Source organism: Pedococcus soli (assembly GCF_054782575.1).
In genome coordinates this window covers 290134-313201 of record NZ_BAAGSF010000004.1, presented here as the reverse complement: position 1 = coordinate 313201, position 23068 = coordinate 290134, and the positions used below count along the sequence as shown (strand labels likewise).

19 protein-coding genes are annotated in these 23068 nt (G+C 70.8%); 14 read left to right on the top strand and 5 right to left on the bottom strand.

Features of this window, described 5'->3' with window-relative positions:
* The first annotated feature begins 60 nt into the window (after nt 1–60).
* From ACYVKF_RS07460 to ACYVKF_RS07420, 9 genes are all read left to right on the top strand, one after another.
* Entirely contained in the window at nt 61–2556 is a 2496-nt protein-coding gene (locus tag ACYVKF_RS07460) for a sodium-translocating pyrophosphatase (RefSeq protein WP_460965933.1), read from the top strand.
* 93 nt (nt 2557–2649) lie between these two features.
* Nucleotides 2650–3123 carry a GNAT family N-acetyltransferase gene (locus tag ACYVKF_RS07455; protein WP_460965931.1) on the top strand — a complete coding sequence of 158 codons (474 nt, stop codon included), beginning with the start codon at nt 2650–2652 and terminating at the stop codon, nt 3121–3123.
* A 9-nt stretch (nt 3124–3132) separates the two neighbouring features.
* Nucleotides 3133–3846: an AIM24 family protein gene (locus ACYVKF_RS07450; protein WP_056915721.1), complete on the top strand. Its 714-nt coding sequence runs from the start codon at nt 3133–3135 to the stop codon at nt 3844–3846.
* On the top strand, nt 3846–5351 hold the full coding sequence (locus ACYVKF_RS07445; RefSeq protein ID WP_460965929.1) for a PqqD family peptide modification chaperone: 1506 nt from the start codon (nt 3846–3848) through the stop codon (nt 5349–5351). Before ACYVKF_RS07450 ends, ACYVKF_RS07445 begins: the two co-directional genes overlap by 1 nt.
* On the top strand, nt 5348–5899 hold the full coding sequence (locus ACYVKF_RS07440) for a chloramphenicol phosphotransferase CPT family protein (RefSeq protein ID WP_460965927.1): 552 nt from the start codon (nt 5348–5350) through the stop codon (nt 5897–5899). The genes ACYVKF_RS07445 and ACYVKF_RS07440 overlap by 4 nt, the downstream gene beginning before the upstream one ends.
* A 91-nt stretch (nt 5900–5990) precedes the next feature.
* Nucleotides 5991–6593 (top strand): TetR/AcrR family transcriptional regulator, encoded by a 603-nt coding sequence (locus ACYVKF_RS07435; protein ID WP_460965925.1) that lies wholly within the window; start codon nt 5991–5993, stop codon nt 6591–6593.
* Nucleotides 6593–8326 (top strand): ABC transporter ATP-binding protein, encoded by a 1734-nt coding sequence (locus ACYVKF_RS07430; protein WP_460965923.1) that lies wholly within the window; start codon nt 6593–6595, stop codon nt 8324–8326. Before ACYVKF_RS07435 ends, ACYVKF_RS07430 begins: the two co-directional genes overlap by 1 nt.
* Nucleotides 8323–10359, top strand: coding sequence for an ABC transporter ATP-binding protein (locus ACYVKF_RS07425; protein WP_460965921.1), 2037 nt, complete (start codon nt 8323–8325; stop codon nt 10357–10359). The genes ACYVKF_RS07430 and ACYVKF_RS07425 overlap by 4 nt, the downstream gene beginning before the upstream one ends.
* Nucleotides 10352–11155, top strand: a complete 804-nt coding sequence (locus tag ACYVKF_RS07420) for a pentapeptide repeat-containing protein (RefSeq protein WP_460965919.1) — start codon at nt 10352–10354, stop codon at nt 11153–11155. Before ACYVKF_RS07425 ends, ACYVKF_RS07420 begins: the two co-directional genes overlap by 8 nt.
* Before the next feature lie 62 nt (nt 11156–11217).
* Here the strand turns inward: ACYVKF_RS07420 and ACYVKF_RS07415 are convergent, their stop codons facing one another.
* Nucleotides 11218–12201, bottom strand: a complete 984-nt coding sequence (locus ACYVKF_RS07415; RefSeq protein ID WP_460965917.1) for an NHL repeat-containing protein — start codon at nt 12199–12201, stop codon at nt 11218–11220.
* Nucleotides 12202–12360: 159 nt separating this feature from the next.
* Between ACYVKF_RS07415 and ACYVKF_RS07410 the strand changes: the two genes are divergently transcribed.
* Nucleotides 12361–14121: a sodium:solute symporter family protein gene (locus ACYVKF_RS07410; RefSeq protein WP_056915713.1), complete on the top strand. Its 1761-nt coding sequence runs from the start codon at nt 12361–12363 to the stop codon at nt 14119–14121.
* An 11-nt stretch (nt 14122–14132) separates the two neighbouring features.
* Nucleotides 14133–14444: a hypothetical protein gene (locus ACYVKF_RS07405; protein WP_460965915.1), complete on the top strand. Its 312-nt coding sequence runs from the start codon at nt 14133–14135 to the stop codon at nt 14442–14444.
* Between the two features lie 13 nt (nt 14445–14457).
* On the opposite strand, the gene ACYVKF_RS07400 is transcribed toward ACYVKF_RS07405, so the two are convergent.
* From ACYVKF_RS07400 to ACYVKF_RS07390, 3 genes are all read right to left on the bottom strand, one after another.
* On the bottom strand, nt 14458–15570 hold the full coding sequence (locus tag ACYVKF_RS07400; RefSeq protein WP_460965913.1) for an MFS transporter: 1113 nt from the start codon (nt 15568–15570) through the stop codon (nt 14458–14460).
* A gap of 95 nt (nt 15571–15665) precedes the next feature.
* Entirely contained in the window at nt 15666–16067 is a 402-nt protein-coding gene (locus ACYVKF_RS07395) for a VOC family protein (protein WP_056915710.1), read from the bottom strand.
* Complete coding sequence (locus tag ACYVKF_RS07390; protein WP_460965911.1) at nt 16064–16768, bottom strand: TetR/AcrR family transcriptional regulator C-terminal domain-containing protein; 705 nt, start codon at nt 16766–16768, stop codon at nt 16064–16066. Before ACYVKF_RS07390 ends, ACYVKF_RS07395 begins: the two co-directional genes overlap by 4 nt.
* A gap of 104 nt (nt 16769–16872) precedes the next feature.
* On the opposite strand from ACYVKF_RS07390, the gene ACYVKF_RS07385 reads away from it, so the two are divergent.
* Nucleotides 16873–17931 carry an NAD(P)-dependent alcohol dehydrogenase gene (locus ACYVKF_RS07385; RefSeq protein ID WP_460965909.1) on the top strand — a complete coding sequence of 353 codons (1059 nt, stop codon included), beginning with the start codon at nt 16873–16875 and terminating at the stop codon, nt 17929–17931.
* A gap of 210 nt (nt 17932–18141) precedes the next feature.
* A complete protein-coding gene (locus tag ACYVKF_RS07380) occupies nt 18142–19062 on the top strand; it encodes a hypothetical protein (protein ID WP_460965907.1) in 921 nt (306 codons plus the stop codon).
* A gap of 169 nt (nt 19063–19231) precedes the next feature.
* Here the strand turns inward: ACYVKF_RS07380 and ACYVKF_RS07375 are convergent, their stop codons facing one another.
* Nucleotides 19232–20035 carry a dioxygenase family protein gene (locus ACYVKF_RS07375; protein ID WP_460965905.1) on the bottom strand — a complete coding sequence of 268 codons (804 nt, stop codon included), beginning with the start codon at nt 20033–20035 and terminating at the stop codon, nt 19232–19234.
* 187 nt (nt 20036–20222) lie between these two features.
* On the opposite strand from ACYVKF_RS07375, the gene topA reads away from it, so the two are divergent.
* The gene (gene topA, locus ACYVKF_RS07370) at nt 20223–23018 is read left to right on the top strand and encodes a type I DNA topoisomerase (RefSeq protein WP_460965903.1); all 2796 of its coding nucleotides are present in this window, start codon (nt 20223–20225) and stop codon (nt 23016–23018) included.
* The last annotated feature ends 50 nt before the right edge of the window (nt 23019–23068 follow it).

Genomic DNA, 23068 nt, shown 5'->3' with positions numbered 1-23068 from the left:
GTGCGTCATCACGTCGTGCCCGGGGACGAGCCCGCAGTGTTCCCCATCGAGGAGGATGGAATGTCGCGCCTTGCGCCTGCCGCCGCTGCTGACCTGCAGCTGGACGGCACCAATCTCACCCTGGTCATAGCCGTGCTCGCCATCTCGGTGATCGCGCTGGTCATGGGTGTCTTCTTCCGCCAGCAGGTGCTGGCGGCCGACCCCGGCACCGAGAAGATGCAGGAAATCGGCGCCGCCGTCGAGGAAGGTGCGCAGGCGTTCCTCGCCCGCCAGTTCAAGACGCTGTCCGTGTTCGTCGGCCTCGTCTTCTTCCTCCTGCTCCTGCTCCCTGCCGACACCGCCGGCGTCCGCTGGGGACGTTCCGCCTTCTTCATCGTCGGCGCGCTGTTCTCCGCGGCGATCGGCTACTTCGGCATGAGCCTGGCCGTGAAGGCCAACGTCCGCGTCGCGTCCGCCGCCCGCGGTGGCGACCGTGACTCCGGCATGCGGATCGCCTTCCGCACCGGTGGCACGGTCGGTATGGCGACGGTGGGCCTGGGCCTGCTCGGCGCCTCCGTGGTCGTCCTGCTCTACAAGGGCGACGCCCCCAAGGTGCTCGAGGGCTTCGGCTTCGGCGCCGCCCTGCTCGCCATGTTCATGCGTGTCGGCGGTGGCATCTTCACCAAGGCTGCCGACGTGGGCGCCGACCTGGTCGGCAAGGTCGAGGCCGGCATCCCCGAGGACGACCCCCGCAACGCCGCGACGATCGCCGACAACGTCGGTGACAACGTGGGTGACTGCGCGGGCATGGCCGCGGACCTGTTCGAGTCCTACGCCGTCATGCTCGTCGCCGCCCTCATCCTCGGGTCGGCCGCCTTCGGCAGCTACGGCCTCGTCTTCCCGCTGATCGTGCCGGCCATCGGCGCGGTCACCGCCCTGATCGGCGTCTTCATCACGCGCGTCAAGCCCGGTGAGAACGCCCTCTCGGCCATCAACCGCGGCTTCTACATCTCGGCCGCCATCGCTGCCGTGCTCTCCGGTGTCGCCGCCTTCATCTACCTGCCCGACAGCTACGCCGGGCTCGGTTCGTCGAACGCCGGGATCAGCGCCCTCTCGGGCAACCCGCGCTACGCCGCGATCCTGGCCGTGCTCATCGGCATCGTCCTCGCGGCCGTCATCCTCTGGCTGACGGGGTACTTCACCGGTACCGACAAGCGGCCCACCAAGGACGTCGCCCGCACCTCGCTCACCGGTGCGGCCACGGTCGTCCTGTCGGGCATCGGGGTCGGCCTCGAGTCGGCCGTCTACACGGCCGTCATCATCGGTGGCGCCGTCTACGCGGCCTTCCTGCTCGGTGGCGGCTCGGTCATCCTGTCGCTGTTCTTCATCGCGCTGGCAGGCTGCGGCCTGCTCACCACGGTCGGCGTCATCGTCGCCATGGACACCTTCGGCCCGGTCTCCGACAACGCCCAGGGCATCGCCGAGATGTCCGGCGACGTCGACGGTGAGGGCGCGCAGATCCTCACCGACCTCGACGCGGTGGGCAACACCACGAAGGCGATCACCAAGGGCATCGCGATCGCCACGGCCGTGCTGGCCGCGACCGCCCTGTTCGGCTCCTACTCCGACGCGTGGCAGGCGAAGTTCGAGCCGATCTTCACCGCGCTGCAGCAGAAGACGCAGAGCGACCTCATCGCCAAGGTCCAGGGTGGCTCGCTCACCCAGGAGGCCGCGCAGGCGCAGTTCACGCAGATCCTGCAGAAGGCCAACGCGCCGTTCGACCTGCAGATCGTCACGCCGAGCGTCCTCGTCGGACTCCTCATCGGTGCCGCGACGGTCTTCCTGTTCTCGGGCCTGGCCATCAACGCCGTCACCCGCGCCGCCGGCGCCATCGTGTTCGAGGTGCGTCGCCAGTTCCGCGAGCACCCCGGGATCATGGACTACACGGAGAAGCCGGAGTACGGCAAGGTCGTCGACATCTGCACCCGCGACTCGCTGCGTGAGCTCGCGACCCCCGGCCTGCTGGCCGCACTCATGCCCGTCGCCGTCGGGTTCGGCCTCGGCATCGGGCCGCTCGCCGGCTTCCTGGCCGGCGCGATCGGCACCGGCTGCCTCATGGCGGTGTTCCTCGCCAACTCCGGTGGTGCGTGGGACAACGCGAAGAAGATCGTCGAGGACGGTGCGCACGGCGGCAAGGGCAGCGACGCCCACGCGGCCACGGTCATCGGTGACACCGTCGGTGACCCGTTCAAGGACACCGCCGGCCCGTCGATCAACCCGCTGATCAAGGTGATGAACCTCGTCTCGGTGCTCATCGCCCCGGCGATCGTCACGCTGTCCATCGGGGACGACAAGAACTCGCCGATCCGGTACGGCATCGCCGCGGTCGCCCTGCTCATCGTCGTCATCGCGGTCGCCGTGTCCAAGGCGCGCGACCTCGCCATCGGCGGCGACGAGGACGGCGAGAAGGCCGAGCGGATGGACGCCTCGGCGCCCAGCTCCGGTGAGGCCACCACCACTCCCGGTGAGGCGGTCGACGACGCGACCGGTCACATCGAGGAGCCGGCGAACCGCTAGCCCGCACCACCTCGCCCGAACGGCCGGTCCCACCACCACGGTGGGCCGGCCGTTCGTCGTCCACCCGGTATGGCGCCCGCGTAGATTCCGCCCATGGCCCCTCCCGCCGAAGTCACCGTCGCCACCGTCACCGAGCAGGACCTCGAGGACCTCGTGCCGTCGATGCTGTCCTACGCCCGCTTCTACCGCGAGGACCCGTCGGTGGCCGACCTGGAGGCCATGGCCCGGGCCTTCCTCACCGGCGCCGGAGGCACGCAGCTCATCGCCCGTGACGCGCAGGGGCACGCGGCAGGCCACGCGACCGTCCTGTGGAGCTGGGACACCACGCTGGGCCTGCCGCTCGCCGTGATGGAGGACCTGTTCGTCCACGCCGAGTCCCGCTCGCACGGCGCCGGGCGGGCCCTGCTCGAGGCCTGCCGCGGCCTGGCCGCGGACCGCGGGTGCCGCTGGCTCCAGTGGCAGACCGCTCCTGACAACGCCAGGGCGCAGCGGCTCTACGACAGCCTCGGCGGCGACCGGTCCGAGTGGTTCACCTACCGCCTCCCCACCGGGGTGCCTTCGGCCTAGGCTTGCCGCATGCAGAGTCCACTGTTCGAGCAGGCGAACCTCGAGGTCCAGGCGCAGCAGCGCTTCGCTCTCCAGAACCCGCAGATGCTGCGCGTCCACCTCGGCGGCGACGTGCTCGCCGTCAAGGGCGCCATGGTGTCCTACCAGGGCAGCATCCGCTTCGACCACGAGAAGGCCGGCAGCGTCGGCAAGCTGTTCAAGAAGGTCGTCACGGGCGAGGACGTCTCGCTGATGCGGGTCTCCGGCGAGGGGGACGTGTTCTTCGCGTCCGAGGCCGGGTTCGTCTTCCTCGTCGAGCTGACCGGCGACGGCATCAGCCTCAACGCCCGGAACCTGCTCGCGTTCGACTCGAGCATCGAGTGGGACATCAAGCGGGTCCAGGGCGCCGGGATGCTCAGTGGTGGGCTCTTCAACACGACCCTGCACGGCACCGGCACTGCAGCGATCCACACGGTCGGTCAGCCGGTCGTCCTCGACTGCGGTACCCAGCCGACCTACGTCGACGTCCAGGCCTGCGTCGGCTGGTCGGCGAACCTCGTGCCGCAGGTCGTCTCGAGCATGAACGTGCGCTCGATGCTCCGTGGTGGCTCCGGCGAGGCCTTCCAGTACGCGTTCCACGGCCCCGGCTTCGTCATCGTGCAGCCGAGCGAGTGGACGCCGCCGCCGGCCCAGGGTGGAGGCAGCGGGGGAGGGTTCAACCTCGGCGGCCTGCTCGACGGCTGATGGCCTCGACCCCGCCACCCACGGCCACCGACCCCGCACTCGTCGCCGCGCTGCGCACCGACCTGGCCGCCGCGGCATACACGGTCGAAGGGGTGTCCGACCTCCTCGGCCCGCTCGCCGGGGCAGCCCTCGCCCGTGAGCAGGTGCTGCCCGCGCAGCGGGTCACCGCCGACGCGGGCACGCCGCTCGCCACGCTCGTGCGGCTGTTCGGGCTCGGCGACGCGGTCGACACCGACGACGTCGCCGCGGCGCTCCCGACGCTGGGCCTGCAGGGGGCCCAGTCCCTGGGCCTCGTGCGCGATCAGGGCCCCGGCGTCGTCGCGACGTGCGACCTGCGCCCCTACGGCGACGAGGACCACGCCTGGTGGGTGGCCTCCGACCTCGCCGAGATCGCGACGCGCGAGCCGTTGCACGAGGACCACGTGCTCGGCATCGGCGGTGCCTCGACGACCCTGGCGTCCTGGACCCCGCGTCCCGTGGTCGGTCGGGCGCTCGACATCGGCACCGGGTGCGGCGTCCAGGCCCTCCACCTCGGGGCCCACGCCGGGCACGTGACCGTGACCGACCTGTCCGAGCGTGCCCTCGACTACGCCCGCTTCAATGCTGCCCTCAACGACGTCAGCTGGGAGGTCGTGGGCGGTTCGATGCTGGATCCCGTTGCGGGACGGCAGTTCGAGCTCATCGTCAGCAACCCGCCGTTCGTCATCACGCCCCGAACCCCGGACGTCCCGCTCTTCGAGTACCGCGACGGGGGTGCCTCGGGGGATGCCATCGTCGCGGGGCTCGTCCGCTCCATCGGTGACCACCTGGTCCCCGGCGGCATCGCCCAGTTCCTCGGCAACTGGGAGGTCGTCGGCGACACCGACTGGCGTGACCGGGTGCGCGGCTGGGTCGAGGGCACCGGGCTCGACGCCTGGATCGTCCAGCGTGACGTGCAGGACCCCGCCGAGTACGCCGAGACCTGGGCGCGCGACGGCGGCCACCACAGCGCCACGGTCGAGTTCGCGACGATGTATGCCGCGTGGCTGGACGACTTCGCGTCCCGCGACGTGACGGCCGTGGGGTTCGGGGTCGTCACGCTGCAGCGACCGCTCGGCGACCGGGACCCGTTCGTGCACCTGGACGAGGTCGCAGGGCCCGTCGCCCAACCGATGGGGCCCCACGTCCTGGCGGGCATCCGCGCCCGCACCTGGTTGGCCGAGCACGGTGACGACGAGCTGCTCTCCGTCGCCTGGACGGCAGCCGCCGACGTCACCGAGGAGCGGCACTCGCGCCCGGGCGACCCGGACCCCAGCGTCATCCTCCTGCGGCAGGGTGGCGGACTGCGACGCTCCGTCCGCCTCGACACCGCGGGGGCGGCGCTGCTCAGCGTCTGCGACGGCACGCTGCCCGCCCGCGCCGCGATCGCCGCCATCGCCCAGCTGCTCGAGGTCGACGAGGACGTCCTGCGGCCCGACCTCGTCGCCCTGCTCCGGGAGCTGGTGGCCGACGGTCTGCTGACGTGAGGTCGGGTCCCCACGTCATCGTGCTCAACGGCGGGTCGAGCTCGGGGAAGTCCGCGCTCTCCGCCGCCCTGGTCGACCTGTTGCCCGGCACCTGGCTGCGCCTGTCCGTCGACACGCTGATCGACGCCTTGCCGCCCGGCTTCGACCGGGTCGAGGGCGGCCTGGTGCTGCGTCCGGACGGCACGGTCGGGACCGGACCGGAGTGGCGGCGCGTGGAGCACGCGTGGATGGGCGGGGTCGCGACCATCGCCCGCGAGGTCCCGGTCGTCGTCGAGGACGGGTTCCTGTCCGGACCGGCCGCCCAGGACCGTTGGCGCGGTGCGCTCGAGGGGCTGGACGTGCTCTGGGTCGGGGTCCGGTGCGACCCCGAGGTGGCCGAGGCGAGGGAGCAGGCGCGCGGCGACCGGGTCGTCGGGATGGCGCGGGCGCAGGCGCTCGCAGTCCACGAGGGGATCGACTACGACCTCGAGGTCGACACGGCGCGGTCGTCGCCCCGGGACGCGGCCGCTTGGGTGGCCGATCAGGTCCGGGGCGCCCCGACGAAGTGAGCGCCCGCCCCGGTCGCGCACCTGATCTCCTCCATTTCCGCAGGTCAGGAAAGGTGTTGTGAGTGAGTGCTCACTCACTTAGTCTGATCGGGTGACTCCCCGAGCCCCCGCCATGGCCCCCGACGAGCGCCGCGCTGCGATCATCGCGTCGACGGTGCCGCTGCTGCGCGACAAGGGCCGGACCGTCAGCACCAAGGAGATCGCCAAGGCGGCGGGGGTGGCGGAGGGCACGATCTTCCGGGTCTTCGAGTCGAAGGACGAGCTCGTCGACGCCTGCGTCCACGACGCGTTCCAGACCGAGTCGCTGGTCCTGCGGCTGCTCGAGATCGACGACACCCTCCCCCTGCGCGAGCGCCTGGCGGCCGCGGTGGCGACGATGCAGGACTACCTGCGCGGGATCTTCTCCCTCATGACCGTCCTGCAGGCCGGCGGCAAGCCGATGCGCCCGCCCCACAAGGGCCAGGACCCCCGGCGAGAGCGGGCCAACACCGCTGTCGACGACGCGTTCGTCGCGCTGATCGGGGCGGACACGGACCAGCTGCGCCTGCCGGCGCGCGAGCTCGTCAACTACCTGCGGATGCTGACGCTCTCGAGCGTGCACCCGATGCTCCACCACCAGGGCTCCTCACCGCAGGAGCTCGTCGACGTCATCCTCGAGGGCGCCCTGCGGCGTCCCGAGGGAGGGGGGAACTGATGCTCGTCCGGATCGTCCGCGACTACCTGCGGCCCTACCAGGGGCTGGTCACCGTGCTCGTCGGGCTGCAGCTCGTCGGCACCATCGCCTCGCTGTACCTGCCCAGCCTCAACGGCCGCATCATCGACGAGGGGGTGGCCCAGGGCGACACCGGGTTCATCCTGCGCACGGGTGGCTGGATGCTGGCCGTGTCGCTGGCCCAGATCGCCGCGACCGTGTGGGCGACCTACCTCGGCGCGCGTTCCGCCGCCGGCCTCGGCCGTGACCTGCGCGCCCAGGTCTTCGCCCGGGTCGGTGACTTCTCCGCACAGGAGGTCTCGCGCTTCGGCGCGCCCACCCTCATCTCCCGGACCACCAACGACGTCACCCAGGTGCAGCAGGTCGTCTTCATGGGTGCGGCGATGATGGTCTCGGCGCCCATCATGATGGTCGGCGGCGTCATCATGGCCCTGCGCGAGGACGTCGGTCTCTCGTGGCTGCTAGCCGTGTCCGTCCCGCTGCTGGCGCTGTCGGTCGCCCTCGTGATCCGCCGCATGATCCCGCAGTTCCGGACCATGCAGGAGTCGGTCGACTGGGTGAACCGGGTGCTGCGCGAGCAGATCACGGGCATCCGCGTGGTGCGAGCCTTCGTCCGCGAGGACCACGAGCGGGCCCGGTTCGCCGAGGCCAACACGCAGTACACCGGCACGGCCCTGGCGGTCGGGCGGCTCATGGCCATGGTCTTCCCCATCGTCATGCTGATCTTCAACGCCTCGACGGTGGCGGTGCTGTGGTTCGGCTCGCACCGCGTGGCCAGCGGGCAGATGCAGATCGGCGAGATGACCGCCTTCATGAGCTACCTCATGCAGATCCTCATGTCGGTGATGATGGCGACCTTCATGTCGATGATGATCCCCCGTGCCACCGTGTCGGCCGGGCGCATCGCCGAGGTGCTGGACACCGACTCGACCGTGGTGCCCCCCGCCGACCCCGTGACCATCCCACGGGTCGGTGCCGGCATCGAGCTGCGTGACGTGACCTTCGCCTACCCCGGCGCCGATGTCCCTGTCCTGCAGGGGGTTTCACTCAGGGCCGAGCCGGGCAGGACGACCGCGATCATCGGCAGCACCGGTGCGGGCAAGTCCACGCTGCTGTCGCTGGTCCCGCGCCTGTACGACGTCACGGGTGGTCAGGTCCTCATCGGGGGCGTCGACGTCCGGGACGCGGCGCTCGAGGACGTGTGGGCGCGGATCGGGCTCGTCCCGCAGAAGCCCTACCTCTTCACCGGCACCGTCGCGAGCAACCTGAGGTACGGCGACGCCGACGCGACCGACGACGAGCTCTGGGAGGCGCTGCGCATCGCCCAGGCGGAGGACTTCGTCCGCGCCATGCCGCAGGGGCTGGACTCGCCCATCGTGCAAGGAGGCACCAACGTCTCCGGTGGCCAGCGTCAACGGCTCGCGATCGCGCGTGCCCTCGTGGCCAAGCCGGAGATCTTCCTCTTCGACGACAGCTTCTCGGCCCTGGACCTGTCCACGGACGCCAGGCTGCGGTCGGCGCTCAAGCCGGTCACGCGGCACGCCGCCGTCGTCGTGGTGGCCCAACGGGTGTCGACCATCGTCGACGCCGACCACATCGTCGTCCTCGACGACGGGCTCGTCGTCGGGGCGGGGACCCACGACGACCTGCTCGTGACGTGCCCGACGTACGTCGAGATCGTCGAGTCCCAGCAGAGCGCGGAGGCAGCAGCATGAGCGAAGGTGTGAAGACCGCCGAGGAGAAGGCGGCAGAGGCCCGTCGCGGGCCGGGTGCGCGAGCCGGCCAGCGGCACGGACCCATGATGGGTGCCGGTGTGCCGGCGGAGAAGTCGCAGAACTTCGTCCCCTCCGCGAAGCGCCTCCTCGGCCTGCTCCAGCCCGAGCGCACGCCCCTGTATGCCGTGCTGGCGCTCGCCGTCGCGAGCGTGGGCCTGTCGGCCATCGGCCCGAAGATCCTCGGCCGCGCGACCGACCACATCTTCGCGGGGGTGGTGGGCGCACGGTTCCCGGTCGGGACCGACAAGGCGCAGCTCGTCGAGGCGCTCCGCGCCCGGGGCGAGGGCAAGCTCGCCGACCTCGTCGGCGGGATGCCGTACCTCGTCCCGGGACAGGGCATCGACTTCGGCGCGGTGGGTGACGTGCTGCTCCTGGTGCTGGGCATCTACCTCGTCGCCAGCCTGCTCTCCTGGGCCCAGGGCTGGCTGCTCACCGGGGCGGTGAACCGCACGATCTTCGGTCTGCGCCGCGACGTCGAGGACAAGCTCAACCGGCTTCCGTTGCAGTACTTCGACGGCCAGCCGCGAGGTGAGCTGCTCAGCCGGGTCACCAACGACATCGACAACGTCGCCCAGAGCCTGCAGCAGACGCTCAGCCAGCTGCTGACGTCCCTGCTCACCGTCGTCGCGATGATCGCGATGATGCTCTACATCTCGCCGCTGCTCGCACTGATCGCCCTCGTCACGATCCCCGTGTCGATGGCGGTCACCGCCGCCATCGGCAAGCGCTCGCAGAAGCACTTCGTGCAGCAGTGGAAGAGCACCGGTGAGCTCAACTCGGTCGTCGAGGAGTCCTTCACCGGCCACGAGCTGGTCAAGGTGTTCGGTCGCCAGGACGAGGTGCGGTCGTCGTTCCGCGCCAAGAACGACGACCTGTATGCCGCAGGGTTCGGTGCGCAGTTCGTCAGCGGCATCATCATGCCGACGATGATGTTCATCGGGAACCTCAACTACGTCGTCATCGCCGTGGTCGGCGGGCTGCGGGTCGCGAGCGGCTCGATGACCCTCGGTGACGTGCAGGCCTTCATCCAGTACTCGCGCCAGTTCACCCAGCCCCTCACCCAGGTCGCCTCCATGGCCAACCTCCTGCAGTCCGGGGTGGCCTCGGCCGAGCGCGTCTTCGAGGTGCTCGACGCCAGCGAGCAGCGGCCCGACGCGGTCGGCGCGACGGTCCTGGACGAACCGCGCGGTCGGGTGGAGTTCGAGGACGTCTCCTTCTCCTACGACCCGGCGAACCCGCTCATCGAGCACCTCGACCTCGTCGTCGAGCCCGGCCAGACGGTCGCGATCGTCGGGCCCACCGGTGCGGGCAAGACCACGCTGGTCAACCTCGTGATGCGGTTCTACGAGCTGGATGCCGGGCGCATCACGCTCGACGGCGTCGACATCACGGCCCTGACGCGGCACAACCTGCGCAGCGAGATCGGCATGGTGCTGCAGGACACGTGGCTCTTCGGCGGCACGATCCGCGACAACATCGCCTACGGCAAGCCCGGGTCCTCCGAGGAGGAGGTGCTCGCTGCCGCGAAGGCCACCTACGTCGACCGGTTCGTGCACTCCCTGCCCGACGGGTACGACACCGTCCTGGACGCCGAGGGCGGCAACATCAGTGCCGGGGAGAAGCAGCTGCTGACGATCGCACGGGCGTTCCTGTCCGACCCGGCCCTGCTCATCCTCGACGAGGCGACGAGCTCGGTCGACACCCGCACCGAGCTGCTGGTGCAGCAGGCGATGTCAGCGCTGCGGCACGACCGCACGAGCTTCGTCATCGCCCACCGGCTGTCGACGATCCGCGACGCCGACGTCATCCTCGTGATGCGTGACGGCCAGATCGTCGAGCAGGGTTCGCACGCCGAGCTGCTCGCTCGCGACGGCGCCTACGCCGAGCTGTACGCCGCGCAGTTCAGTGGCGCTGCTGTTGACGTGGACTCCGGGGAGGCCCCCGCCCCCGAGCTGACGCCGGCGCGTGGCTGAGGTCGAGCTCGCCGCGGACTGCTCGCGGTGCTTCGGGTTGTGTTGCGTCGTACCGTCCTTCGCGGCGTCGGCCGACTTCGCCATCGACAAGCCTGCCGCGACGCCCTGCCCCAACCTGGCCCAGGACTTCCGGTGCGGCATCCACACCCAGCTGCGGCCGCGCGGCTTCGCCGGCTGCACGGCATACGACTGCTTCGGAGCCGGCCAGCGGGTCTCGCAGGTGACGTTCGGGGGACTGGACTGGAGGTCCGCGCCCGAGACCGCCGCGCAGATGTATGCGGTGTTCCCGGTGGTGCGCGAGCTGCACGAGCTCCGGCGCCACCTCGGTGAGGCGGCGCGGCTGGTGGCCGGCACCGACCTCGCCGTCGAGGTGTCCGCCCTGGACGCCGAGGTCGAGGCGCACGCCGCCGGAACACCGGTCGCCCTGCAGGAGGTCGATCTGGCCCGCGTCGGCGCAGCGGTCGGGGCCCTGCTGGCCACGGTGAGCCTGGCCTCGCGGTCTGGTGGTGGTGGCCCGGGCCCCGACCTGTCGCGCGCCGACCTGGTGGGCAGCGACCAGAGGATGCGCGACCTGCGGCGAGCCAGCCTGCGTGGTGCCCTCCTGCTGGGTGCCGACCTTCGCGGGGTCGACCTCGGACGGACGGACCTGCTGGGGGCGGACCTGCGCGGTGCGCGGCTGGACGGGGCGGACCTGTCCGGCTCGCTCTTCGTCACCGGCCCGCAGGTGGCTTCTGCACGCGGGGACGGAGCGACCCGTCTGCCCCGCGGGCTGGCACGGCCTGATCACTGGACCTGACGCCCGGGGTGCCAGGAGCAGCGCAGGCCGTGCTCCTGGCACCCCGGGGGACCGGCAGGAGGTCAGCCCCGGTGGGCCCGCAGCGGGGTGATCCAGTAGGGAGCGGTGTCCGGGTTCGCGACACCGAAGCGGGCGTTGACCGCCCACAGGGTGCCGCCGACGAGGACCGCGGTGGACGGGACGTCGAGGCTGGCGTCGGTGAGGGTGCGCTGGTACCTCGCCGACCACCCGTGGCGACTCTGCTCGAGTCGCACGACCGACACCTCGGCCTGACCGGTGCCCCTGACGTTGTAGAGGGTCCGCCCCGACAGCTCGAGGCCGTCCCCGCCGGTGATGGCAGGGCCGCCGCGGACCGGGATGGACGTCGTCACGCCGGTGCGCGGGTCGACCCGCCAGAGCCCACCGACCCGGCTGTTGTTGAGGACCGCCGAACCGTCCGACAGCTGGCGGATGCCGTTGGCGTTGTTGGCCACCCCGTCGCCGGCGGGCCAAGCACCACGCAGTGGGAGGAAGGCCGCTGCGGCCCCGGTCGGCTGCGCGTGTCGTCCGAGGGCGATGACCGTGAGCCGGTCGACCCTGGAGTCGGTGACCCAGACCGCGTCGCGGGTCACGACCAGGTCGTTGAGGAAGACGCCGCCGGGGACGACGGTGTCCGAGGCGACCCGACCCGTGCGGCTGTCGACGGCCCAGACGTGTGCGACGCTGCCGACGTTGCCGGCTGCCCAGACCAGCCCGGTGCGGTCGTCGCGGTCGAGGCCACGGATCTGGCGGCCCTCCGCTCCGGGGAGCAGCACGCGGTTCGTCCGGCGGCTGAGGTCGCCGGTGACGATGCGGCCGTCGGCGAGCGACCCGACGTAGTAGGTGTCGCCCGGACCCGCGGTGATGCCCTCCGGGCGCAGGCCGTCGGGGAGGGGGACGAGGGACGTCCTGGCGGCGCCGGCGGGTGCGGCCGCGGCGACGAGGAGTCCGAGGACGGCCGCGAGGGCCGTGAGCAGGGGTGCCGGTGACCTGAGCCATCCGGCGCGTGGGTGCACGGTGTGTTCCATCAATCCATGATGCGTGGGTTGTCCCGAAGCTGCACCGCGACGTCGTGGTCGGCGCCATGCCAAGGAGCAGCGGCGGGGAGGGGCGCGGGGCCCGGGTGCCCTTTCGCCCCACAACGCCTAGGTTTGATCCGCTGGTTTGTCGTCACCTAGGAGCCGCTGATGTCTCACCTCTCCCTCGCGGTGCCCGCCGCGACCACCTTGATCGACGCGAACTGGTTGGACTACCTGCTCGTCGTCATCTACTTCGGGTTCGTCCTGGGCATCGGGTTCATGGCCCGGCGGTCGGTCTCCGACTCGATCGACTTCTTCCTGTCGGGACGCTCGCTGCCCGCGTGGGTAACGGGCCTCGCCTTCATCTCGGCCAACCTCGGTGCCGTCGAGATCATGGGCATGTCGGCCAACGGCGCCGAGATCGGCCTGCCGACGGTCCACTACTTCTGGGTCGGCGCCATCCCGGCGATGTTGTTCCTCGGCGTCGTGATGATGCCGTTCTACTACGGCTCCAAGGTGCGCTCGGTCCCCGAGTTCATGTTCCGCCGGTTCGGCACCGGCGCCCACCTGGTCAACGCGATCAGCTTCGCGGTGGCCCAGCTGCTCATCGCCGGCGTCAACCTCTACCTGCTCGGCTCGATCGTCCACGCGCTGCTCGGCTGGCCCCTCTGGGTCGCGCTGATCGTCGCCGCCGCGATCGTGCTGTCCTACATCACCCTCGGCGGGCTCTCGGCCGCGATCTACAACGAGGTCCTGCAGTTCTTCGTCATCGTGGCCTCGCTGCTGCCGCTGACCCTGATCGGCCTGCACCGCGTGGGTGGGTACGGCGGCCTCAAGGACAAGATCGCCGCGTTCGCGGAGTCTGCTCCCGCTGCCGCGAAGGTCGCTCCCGCGGCCCAGCAGCTCGAGTCCTGGCCCGGTCAGGCGCTCTCGGGGTTCAGCTCGTCGTTCCTGTCGGTCATCGGCATCGTGTTCGGCCTCGGGTTCGTCCTGTCGTTCGGCTACTGGACGACGAACTTCGTCGAGGTGCAGCGCGCCATGGCCTCCAAGTCGATCTCCGCGGCGCGCAAGACGCCGATCATCGGCGCCTTCCCGAAGATGTTCGTCCCGTTCATCGTCATCCTCCCCGGCATGGTCTCGGCCGTCCTGGTCAAGGAGATGATCGACCTCAAGGGTGGCGGTACCCCCGCGGGTGGCGCGTCCGGCGAGGGCGTGAAGTACAACGACGCCCTGCTGCTGCTCATGCGTGACGTCCTCCCGAACGGCCTGCTGGGCCTGGCGATCGCGGGCCTGCTGGCCGCGTTCATGGCCGGCATGGCCGCGAACATCTCCGCGTTCAACACCGTCTTCAGCTACGACCTGTGGCAGCGCTACATCCGCAAGGACCACAGCGACGACTACTACCTGCGCATCGGCCGCCTCGCGACCGTCGCGGCGACCGTCATCGCGATCTTCACCGCGACGATCGCGTCGAGCTTCAGCAACGTCATGGACTACCTCCAGACGCTGTTCGGGTTCTTCAACGCACCGTTGTTCGCGACCTTCATCCTCGGCATGTTCTGGAAGCGGATGACGGCCACGGCCGGCTGGGTCGGTCTATCGAGCGGCACCATCTCCGCGGTGGTCGTGGCGTTCCTCTCCGAGGACGCGTTCGGCTCGGCCAGCCTCGGCGTGCTGGGGCTGTCGGGGCAGGGGGCCAGCTTCGTGGCCGCCTCGACCGCGTTCGTCGTCGACATCGTCGTCAGCGTGCTCGTCACGATGGTGACGGAGCCGAAGCCGGCCTCGGAGCTCAAGGGCCTCGTCTACTCCGAGACGCCCAAGGAGGACCTCCGTGATCCCGAGGAGGCCAGCCAGCCGTGGTACCAGCGCACGATGCCACTCGCCGGCATCGCGCTGCTCATGGTCCTCGTCCTCAACTTCGCCTTCTAGGAGACGCCGCCATGTCCGACAAGACGACCTCGACGAAGCCGGCCAAGAAGACCGCCGGCGCGTTCGACATCCGCAACATCATCGGCAGCCTCCTCGGCCTCTACGGCGTGATCCTGCTGCTCGCAGGGCTGTTCGCCGACCAGGCCCTGGACAAGACCGGAGGCGTCAACGCCAACCTCTGGACGGGCATCGTCCTGATCGTCGTCTCGGCCCTGTTCCTCGGCTGGGCCCGGGTCAAGCCGATCGTCGTCCCCGACGAGGTCGAGAAGGTCGGCGACGACCCGACGCGACCGGCTCCTCGGCGCCGCTCCGGCGGTCACTGACCCGCACCGCCCGTCACCGAGGGGTATGCCGTGTGGTCACCACGCGGCGTACCCCTCTGTCGTCCCTCGCCCGGGTCAGCCCCAGGACCGCCGCGGCGGCGAGGGCGAGGAGGCCTCCCACGACCCACATCAGGTGAGGTGAGGAGCTGAAGAGCGCGCCGGCCAGGGGTGGCGCGACGACCGTGCCGCCGATCGAAGCGGCGCCGTAGAGGCTCTGGTAGCGGCCGTGCATGCCCTCGGGGGCCCGGTCCGCGGCGTGCGCCGTGGCGGTCGGCTTGTAGAGCATCTCCCCGGCCGTGACGACGACGACGGCCGCGAGCACGGTCACGACTGCGGGGGAGGGGGCGACGACCAGCCAGCCGACGCCGACGAGGACGAAGCCGGCGACGATGAGCGGCTCGGGTCGTCGGGCCCGCAGGCGATGGGCCAGCCACGGTTCGAGGAACACGATCAGGGCGCAGTTGAGCGAGATGGTGCTGCCGTAGACCCAGGGCGCCGCGCCGAGCGCCTCGAGCTGCCACGGGACGGCCGAGTACGCGAACCGGTAGGCCGTGTCGGCGGCCACGACGGTGAGCAGCAGCAGGACGAACCGCGGGTCGGCCCGGAGCGCGTCGAGGACGCGGCGCGGGGCGCCGTCGGCGACCGTGGCCCGGGCGGTGGCGGGGACCACGAGGAGGACCACGGCGAGCATCAGCAGGCTGGCAACCGCGTCGATCACGAAGACCGCGCCGAAGTGGTGCACGGCGAGCAGGCCGCCCAGCGGGGGTCCGAGGACGGTGCCGGCGTTGTTGACCGACCGCATCCAGGCGCTGGCCTGGCGGCGGTCCTGCGCCGGGAGCGCGCTGGTGACCAGCGCGAAGGAGACCGGGCGCCCGATGCCACCGAGGGCGCCCATGACGAACAGGACCGCGGCGAGGCCGGTGGTCGGCGTGAGCGGGACGGCGACACAGCCGAGGGCGGAGGCGAGCGACGCGACGGCGAGCGTCGGGCGCAGGCCCCACCGGTCGCCGATCGACCCGCCGGCGAGGTTGCCGGCGATCGTGCCCACGCCCCATACGGCGGCGATCGAACCGGCGGCCACCTCGTCGAGCCCGCGGTCGGAGACGAGGTAGAGCGGGACGAACACCTAGGCCATCGAGCCGAGCGCGTTGACGAACCGGCCGACGAGCAGCCACCTCACCCAGACCGGAAGCTCGCGCACGTCGGCATCCTGTCAGGTGGTCACCACATGGCGTCGAGCTCGGTGCCTCCGAGGGCCGGGGGGTCGTAGCTGGGCTGGTAGAGCACCATCGTCCCGGCTCCGGGGACCACGAGCTGGACGGTCCGCCCCCATCCCTGGTCGACGACATCGCCCTCGAAGCGGGCGCCTCGCCCCTCGAGCTCGGTCATGGTGGCCTCGAGGTCGTCGCACATCAACGACAGGTCGAACCTCTGGTCGGTGCCACCCGAGCGCCCTTCGTGCTCCCACGAGGAGGGGTGGACGCCGAGCTCGCTCGGGCCGGTTCGGAAGATCAGCCAGCCGCCGCCGGTGTCGGCGCCGGGCAGCTGGAGGACGTCACGGAAGAAGGCGCGCGCGGCCGCGGGGTCCTCGGCGTAGACCAGGGTGTGCAGGGCAGTGATCATGGGACCACGGTAGAAGCCCGGCGGCGCTCGAGCCCCTCGAGCAGGACATCGAGCCCGAACTCGAACTCGGACTGGTCGTCGCACCACCCGAGGGTGGAGGCCGGGTCGTCGTGGGCGACCTCCGCCAGCATGCCGACGAGGTGGGGCACGTGCTCTGCCATCGCCTCGAGCATCTCCTCGGACGCGTCGTCGGCGGCCGCGCCGGGGTCGAAGAGCTCCTGCGAGAAGCCGACGACCCGGCTGCCCAGCGCGTGCAGCGAGTGGTGTGCCAGGTCGTTGCTGAACCCGCCCGCGCGCAGCACCCCCACGACGCCGTCGTAGTAGCGGACGAGGTCGAGGTTCATCGTCGTCCGGGTCTGCAGCACCCCGGGTGCCCAGCGGTGCCGCAGCATCACCTCCCGGGCAGCCAGCGCCCTCGCGCGCAGCGCCCCGCGCCAGTCCGTCGCGGGGTCCGGCGCGTCGAGCGAGGACGTCCCGGCGATGAGCTGGGCGGCCACCAGCTCCACCATCGCGTCGAGCATGGCGTCCTTGTTGGCGACGTGGTTGTACAGGGACATCGCCTCGACGCCCAGCTCCTGACCGATGCGCCGCATCGAGACGGCCCCGATCCCCTCGGCGTCCGCGACGGCGACGGCGGCCTCCCCGATCCGCCCACGACTGAGGGGGCGGGTTGCTGCGGCGGTCCGGGCGGTGTCGGTCACCAGCCAAGGGTAGCCCGCAACCGTTGACAGACTTACGGCGTAGGTCTAACTTACAGCGTACGTATTTACACCGTAAGTTGGACTTGAGGCACCGGGAGAGCGCCATGACCGACATCGACAGCAGCACCTCGCTGGACCATCGTCCGGCCGGGGGGGACGAGGGAGCCGGCACGACGCCGACGACCATGCGAGCCGCCGTCCACGAGCGCTACGGCCGACCCGAGGACGTCGTGGCGGTGCGCACCGTGCCCGTTCCCGCGGTCGGCCCGACCGATGTGCTCGTCCGTGTGGCGGCGGCCTCGGTCAACGCCCTGGACTGGCACTACGTCACCGGCCTGCCGATGTTCGCCCGACCGACGCTGGGGCTGCGCCGGCCCAAGCGGCAGGTCCCCGGTGCGGATGTCGCGGGGGTGGTGGAGGCGGTCGGCGCAGACGTCACCCGGCTCCGACCGGGGGACCGGGTCTTCGGCGAGGTGTCCGGCGGGGCCTATGCGGAGTACGTGGTCGCGCCGGCCGACTGGCTCGTGCCGGTACCGGCCGGGGTCCAGCTGGAGCAGGCAGCCACCATCGGGGTCGCGGCGGAGACGGCGCTCCAGGGGCTGCGCGACTGGGGCGGACTGCAGCCCGGACAGCGGGTGCTGGTCAACGGCGCCTCGGGGGGTGTCGGCAACTTCGCCGTCCAGCTGGCCAAGGCCCTCGGCGCCTCCCACGTGACGGCGGTCTGCAGCACCCACAACCTCGAGGCGGCGCGACGGGCGGGCGCCGACCGGGTCGTCGACTACACCCGCGAGGACCTGCGGGCGGTGGGGGACACCTTCGACCTCTTCTTCGACAACGCCGGCAGCCTGAGCCTGCGCGACAGCCGCCGGCTGGTCGCGGACGGTGGAACGTACGCCATGGTGACCTCGCCCAAGTCCACGTGGCTGCACCCCCTGCCGCGCATGCTGAGCGTCCCGTTCGTCTTCGCGTTCGGCGGTCGCACGGCGCCCGCGTTCAAGGTCGCGTCCCGCAGCCGTTCCGACCTCGAGCTCCTGATCGACCTGGTGGCCCAGGGAAAGGTGAAGCCGGAGATGGATCGGCGCTGGTCGCTGGACGACGCCGCCGAGGCGCTGCGCGTGCAGGGAGAGTTCCACGCTCGCGGCAAGTCAGTCGTCATCCCCTGACCCCAGTTCAGACCCGCCCCGCCCGCCGACCCCCGACCCCCGACCGACCCCTTCCGCGCTTTGGGTGCCCAGACGGTCGGATTTCCGACCACCTGGGCACCCAAACTCGGGCAGCGGGCGGCGTCCACATGGCTCCCGCTGCCGCCGGGGGGTCCACAGGCGTGGACGCGGACGTCGTGAGCTCGCCGGGACGTCGACCACCCTGCCGTCATGGGTGGGGAGCGGCTGTGGGAACGGCGACGGAGTGTCCAGCTGGCCGCAAGCGACAGGGACGGCGTCATCTCTCGAGCGGACCTGCGCGACCTCGGAGTCGACCGCCACGCGGTTGCGCGTGAGGTGGCGGCCGGTCGGTGGCGGCTGCACGGTCGCGCCACGGTGGCCGTGCACACGGGGAGCCTCTCGCGCACTGCCTGGTGGTGGCGTGCCGTCTGGGAGGTGGGTCACGGCGCGGCGCTGGATGGGATCTCGGCGCTGCACGCAGCCGGACTGGAGAACTTCACGTCCGACGAGGTGCACGTGGCCGTCCCCCACCCGGCGGTGCCGCGACCCGTCGACGGGGTGGTCCTGCACCGCATACGCGACCTGGACCTGGATCGGGACGCGGTCGGGGCGGGTCTGCCGCGGGTCCGATCCGAGGTCGCGACGATTCGCGCCGCGCAGTGGGCGGTCAGTGACCGGCAGGCCGCGCTCATCGTCTGCATGGCCGTGCAGCAGAGGCTCGTCCGAGCCGAGCAGCTGTGCCCCGTTCGGCACCCCGGCGCGCACTACGGCCGGACCCGGTTCGTGCGACGCCTCGTGCGCGACGTGGCTGACGGAGCGCAGTCCCTGGGCGAGCTCGACTTCGCGCGGCTGTGCCGCGAGCGGGGGTTGCCCGTGCCCAGTCGACAGGTGGTCCGTCGTGGCCATCGGGGTCGCCTCTACCTCGACGTGGCCTGGGAGGATCACGGCGTGGTCGTGGAGATCGACGGGGCGCAGCACCGGCAGGGGCTGGCCGTCACGTCGGACAACCTCCGTCGCAACTCGCTCACCCTCGGCGACGACATCGTGCTGACGATCGACCTGATCGGGCTGCGCCTGGAGGAGGACCTCTTCATGGCCCAGGTCGGGCAGGCGCTCCGTCGAGCCGCCTGACCGGTGGACTCTCCCCTTCTTCCGCGCTTTGGGTGCCCAGATGGTCGGATTTCCGACCGTCTGGGCACCCAAAGCCAGGCCGGGGCGGCGTCGGGGCGACGTCGGGGCGACGTCGGGGCGGGGTTGGGGCGGCGTCGGGGTTGGGGTGGGGCGGGCTTGGAGGGTGGGGCTACGCGAACTGCCAGGAACGCTTGCTCAGGCCGAACCAGAACCCGTCGATGACGCTCTGGTTCTCCAGCGACCCGGACTCGTATGCCGCGCCGAGACTGACGTAGAGCGGGGCCCAGTGCTCGGTGCGCGGGTGGGCCTCGAGGGCAGCGGGGGCCTTGTGGACGAAGTCGAGGATGCCGTCGACGTCCTGGCGCTCGAGCGCCTCGGCGGCCCAGTGGTCGAACTCGCTCGAGGCGGCCGGGGGAGTGCCGTCAGGGCCGGCCGCCGGGTTGAACCAGCGCAGGTTGTGGGTGGTGAACCCCGAACCCACGATCAGCGTGCCCTCGTCGCGCAGCGGGGCGAGCTTGCGACCGATCTCGAACAGGGCCCTGGGGTCCAGTGTCGGCATCGACATCTGCAGGACGGGGATGTCCGCCTCGGGGTACATCTCGACGAGCGGCACGTAGGCGCCGTGGTCCAGGCCGCGCGACTCGTCCCGGTGGACCGGGGTCTCGGACGACTGCACGAGCTTGGTGATGCTGTCCGCGAGCTCGGGCGCACCCGGGGCGGCATACGTGACGTCGTAGTACTTCTGGGGAAAGCCCCAGAAGTCGTACACGAGGGGGACGTCGCCGGAGGTCGCGCTCAGGGCGAGCGGGGCCTCCTCCCAGTGCGCCGACACCATGAGGATGTTGGTGGGCTTGCCGAAGCGGCCGGACCAGTCGGACAGCTGGCGGGTCCAGCGGGGGTCGTCCGCCAGCGGCGGCGCGCCGTGGCTGAGGTACAGCACGGGCTGCCGCTCGGGCAGGGAGGACTCGGTCATGACATCAGTGTACATCTACTTGAACTTTCAACCAAGTGCTCGAGGCAGACCGCCCACGACCAGCACCAGGCACGTCCGCGAGACCGGACGAGGCAGATTTGACGGGACCGGCTACCGTCTTTCGCGTTGCCATGTCCACGCTGCGACGAATCCGCAGCACATGGGAGCAGGAACCGAGGAAGAGAACGTGGCTGAAGGGCGCAAGCTCGTCATCGTCGAGTCGCCGGCCAAGGCGAAGACGATCGGCGGATACCTGGGCAAGGACTGGGACGTCGAGGCGTCCGTCGGTCACATCCGCGACATCCCGACCCCGTCGGAGATGCCCGCAGACATCAAGAAGGGCCCGTTCGGCCGGTTCGGCGTCGACGTGGACAACGGCTTCGAGGCCTACTACGTCGTCGACAACGACAAGAAGAAGAAGGTCGCCGAGCTCAAGCGCCTGCTCAAGAACGCCGACGAGCTCTACCTGGCCACTGATGAGGACCGCGAGGGCGAGGCGATCGCCTGGCACCTGCTCGAGGTGCTCAAGCCCAAGGTCCCGGTCAAGCGCATGGTGTTCCACGAGATCACCAAGGAGGCCATCCAGCGCGCCTCCACCAACACCCGTGACCTCGACGTCGCGCTCGTCGACGCCCAGGAGACCCGCCGCATCCTCGACCGCCTGTACGGCTACGAGGTCAGCCCGGTCCTGTGGCGCAAGGTCAAGGCGGGACTGTCTGCCGGCCGTGTGCAGTCCGTCGCCACCCGTATCGTCGTGGAGCGCGAGCGCGAACGGATGGCGTTCGTCCGTGCGTCCTACTGGGACGTCGAGGGCGACTTCACGCCCGACGGCGCGTCGAACCAGTTCACGGCGCGGCTCAGCTCCGTCGACGGCAACCGCGTCGCCATGGGCCGTGACTTCAACGACGACGGCACCCTGAAGGGCAAGTCGGTCGTCCACCTCGACCAGGCCGCCGCGACCTCGATCGCGACCCAGGTGCTCACCTGCCAGGTGGCCGTGACCAGCGTCCAGGAGAAGCCGTACACCCGGCGTCCCAGCGCTCCGTTCACGACCAGCACGCTGCAGCAGGAGGCCTCCCGCAAGCTGCGCCTCTCCTCGAAGAACGCCATGCGCGTCGCGCAGCGCCTGTACGAGAACGGCTACATCACCTACATGCGTACCGACAGCACCACGCTGTCGGAGGCCGCCCTCACCGCCGCGCGCCAGCAGGCCCGTGACCTGTATGGCGCCGAGTACGTCCCCCAGTCGCCTCGCCTCTACGAGAAGAAGGTCAAGAACGCGCAGGAGGCCCACGAGGCCATCCGTCCCGCCGGGGACCGCTTCCGGACGCCGGCGCAGGTGGCCGGCGAGCTGCGCGGTGACGAGTTCGCGCTCTACGAGCTGATCTGGAAGCGCACCGTCGCCTCGCAGATGGCCGACGCGCGTGGCTCGACCGCGACCGTGAAGCTCGGCGGCACGCTCGAGGACGGCCGGGTCGTGGAGTTCAGCGCCTCCGGAACGGTCATCACGTTCCGCGGCTTCCTCGCGGCATACGAGGAGGGTCGCGACGAGGAGCGCGCGTCCAAGGCCGCCGAGGCCGAGGAGGAGCGCCGCCTTCCGAAGCTGAGCGAGGGCGTGTCCCTCACCGTCGTCCGGGCCGAACCGGACGGCCACGAGACCACGCCGCCGCCGCGCTACACCGAGGCGACGCTCGTGAAAGCCATGGAGGAGAAGGGAATCGGTCGTCCGTCGACCTACGCCTCCACCGTCGGCACGATCCAGGACCGTGGCTACGTCAACACGCGTGGCTCGGCCCTGATCCCGACCTGGCTCGCGTTCGCCGTGACGCGGCTGCTGGAGGAGCACTTCACCGAGCTCGTCGACTACGACTTCACGGCCTCGATGGAGGAGGACCTCGACCGCATCGCGGGCGGCGACGCCCAGCGCGCGGAGTGGCTGAAGCGGTTCTACTTCGGTGAGGGTGATGGGGCGCTCGTCGGCTCCGAGCCTGGTCTGCCCGACGCCGGCAACGCGCACCTCGGCCTCAAGCAGCTCGTCGAGGACCTCGGTGACATCGACGCCCGCGCGATCTCGACGATCGACATCGGCGAGGGGATCGTCGTCCGCGTCGGCCGCTACGGCCCGTACGTCGAGGAGACCGTCCCGCGCGGTGTCGACCTGTCGACCGGTGAGATGACCGACGACGCCGACACCACGCCGCGTCGCGCCACCATCAACGACGACATCGCCCCCGACGAGATGACCCCGGCCAGGGCGCGTGAGCTGCTCGAGCAGTCCGCCGACGACGGCAAGGTCCTGGGCCAGGACCCGGAGAACGGTCGCGACATCGTGGCCAAGGCCGGGCGCTACGGGCCGTACGTCACCGAGGTCCTCGACGAGGAGACCGCGGCGCTCAAGGGCAAGAACAAGGTCAAGCCGCGCACCGCGTCGTTGTTCAAGGACATGGACCTCGCGACCATGGACCTCGAGACCGCGCTCAAGCTGCTCAGCCTGCCTCGCGTCGTCGGCACCTCCACGGAGGAGGACGGCAGCGTCGTCGAGATCACGGCGCAGAACGGTCGCTACGGTCCCTACCTCAAGAAGGGCACCGACTCCCGGTCCCTGGTCACCGAGCAGCAGCTCTTCGACATCACGCTCGAGGAGGCGCTGGCGATCTACGCCCAGCCCAAGCAGCGCGGCCGCGCCGCCTCGGCTCCGCTCAAGGAGCTCGGCAACGACCCGGTGTCCGGGCGCCCGATGGTGGTCAAGGACGGCCGGTTCGGTCCGTACGTCACCGACGGCGAGACCAACTCGACCCTGCGCAAGGGTGACGAGCCCGAGTCGATCACGCCCGAGCGCGGCGCCGAGCTGCTCGCGGAGAAGCGGGCGAAGGGTCCGACGACCCGCAAGCGCGCGGCCAAGAAGGCCCCGGCCAAGAAGGCTGCGAAGAAGACGACCGCCAAGAAGACCACCACGAAGAAGGCCGCCGCCAAGAAGGCCTGACCGGTCGGTGCGGGCGCTGGAGATTTGTCCGAATCTCTGGCGCCCGTCGC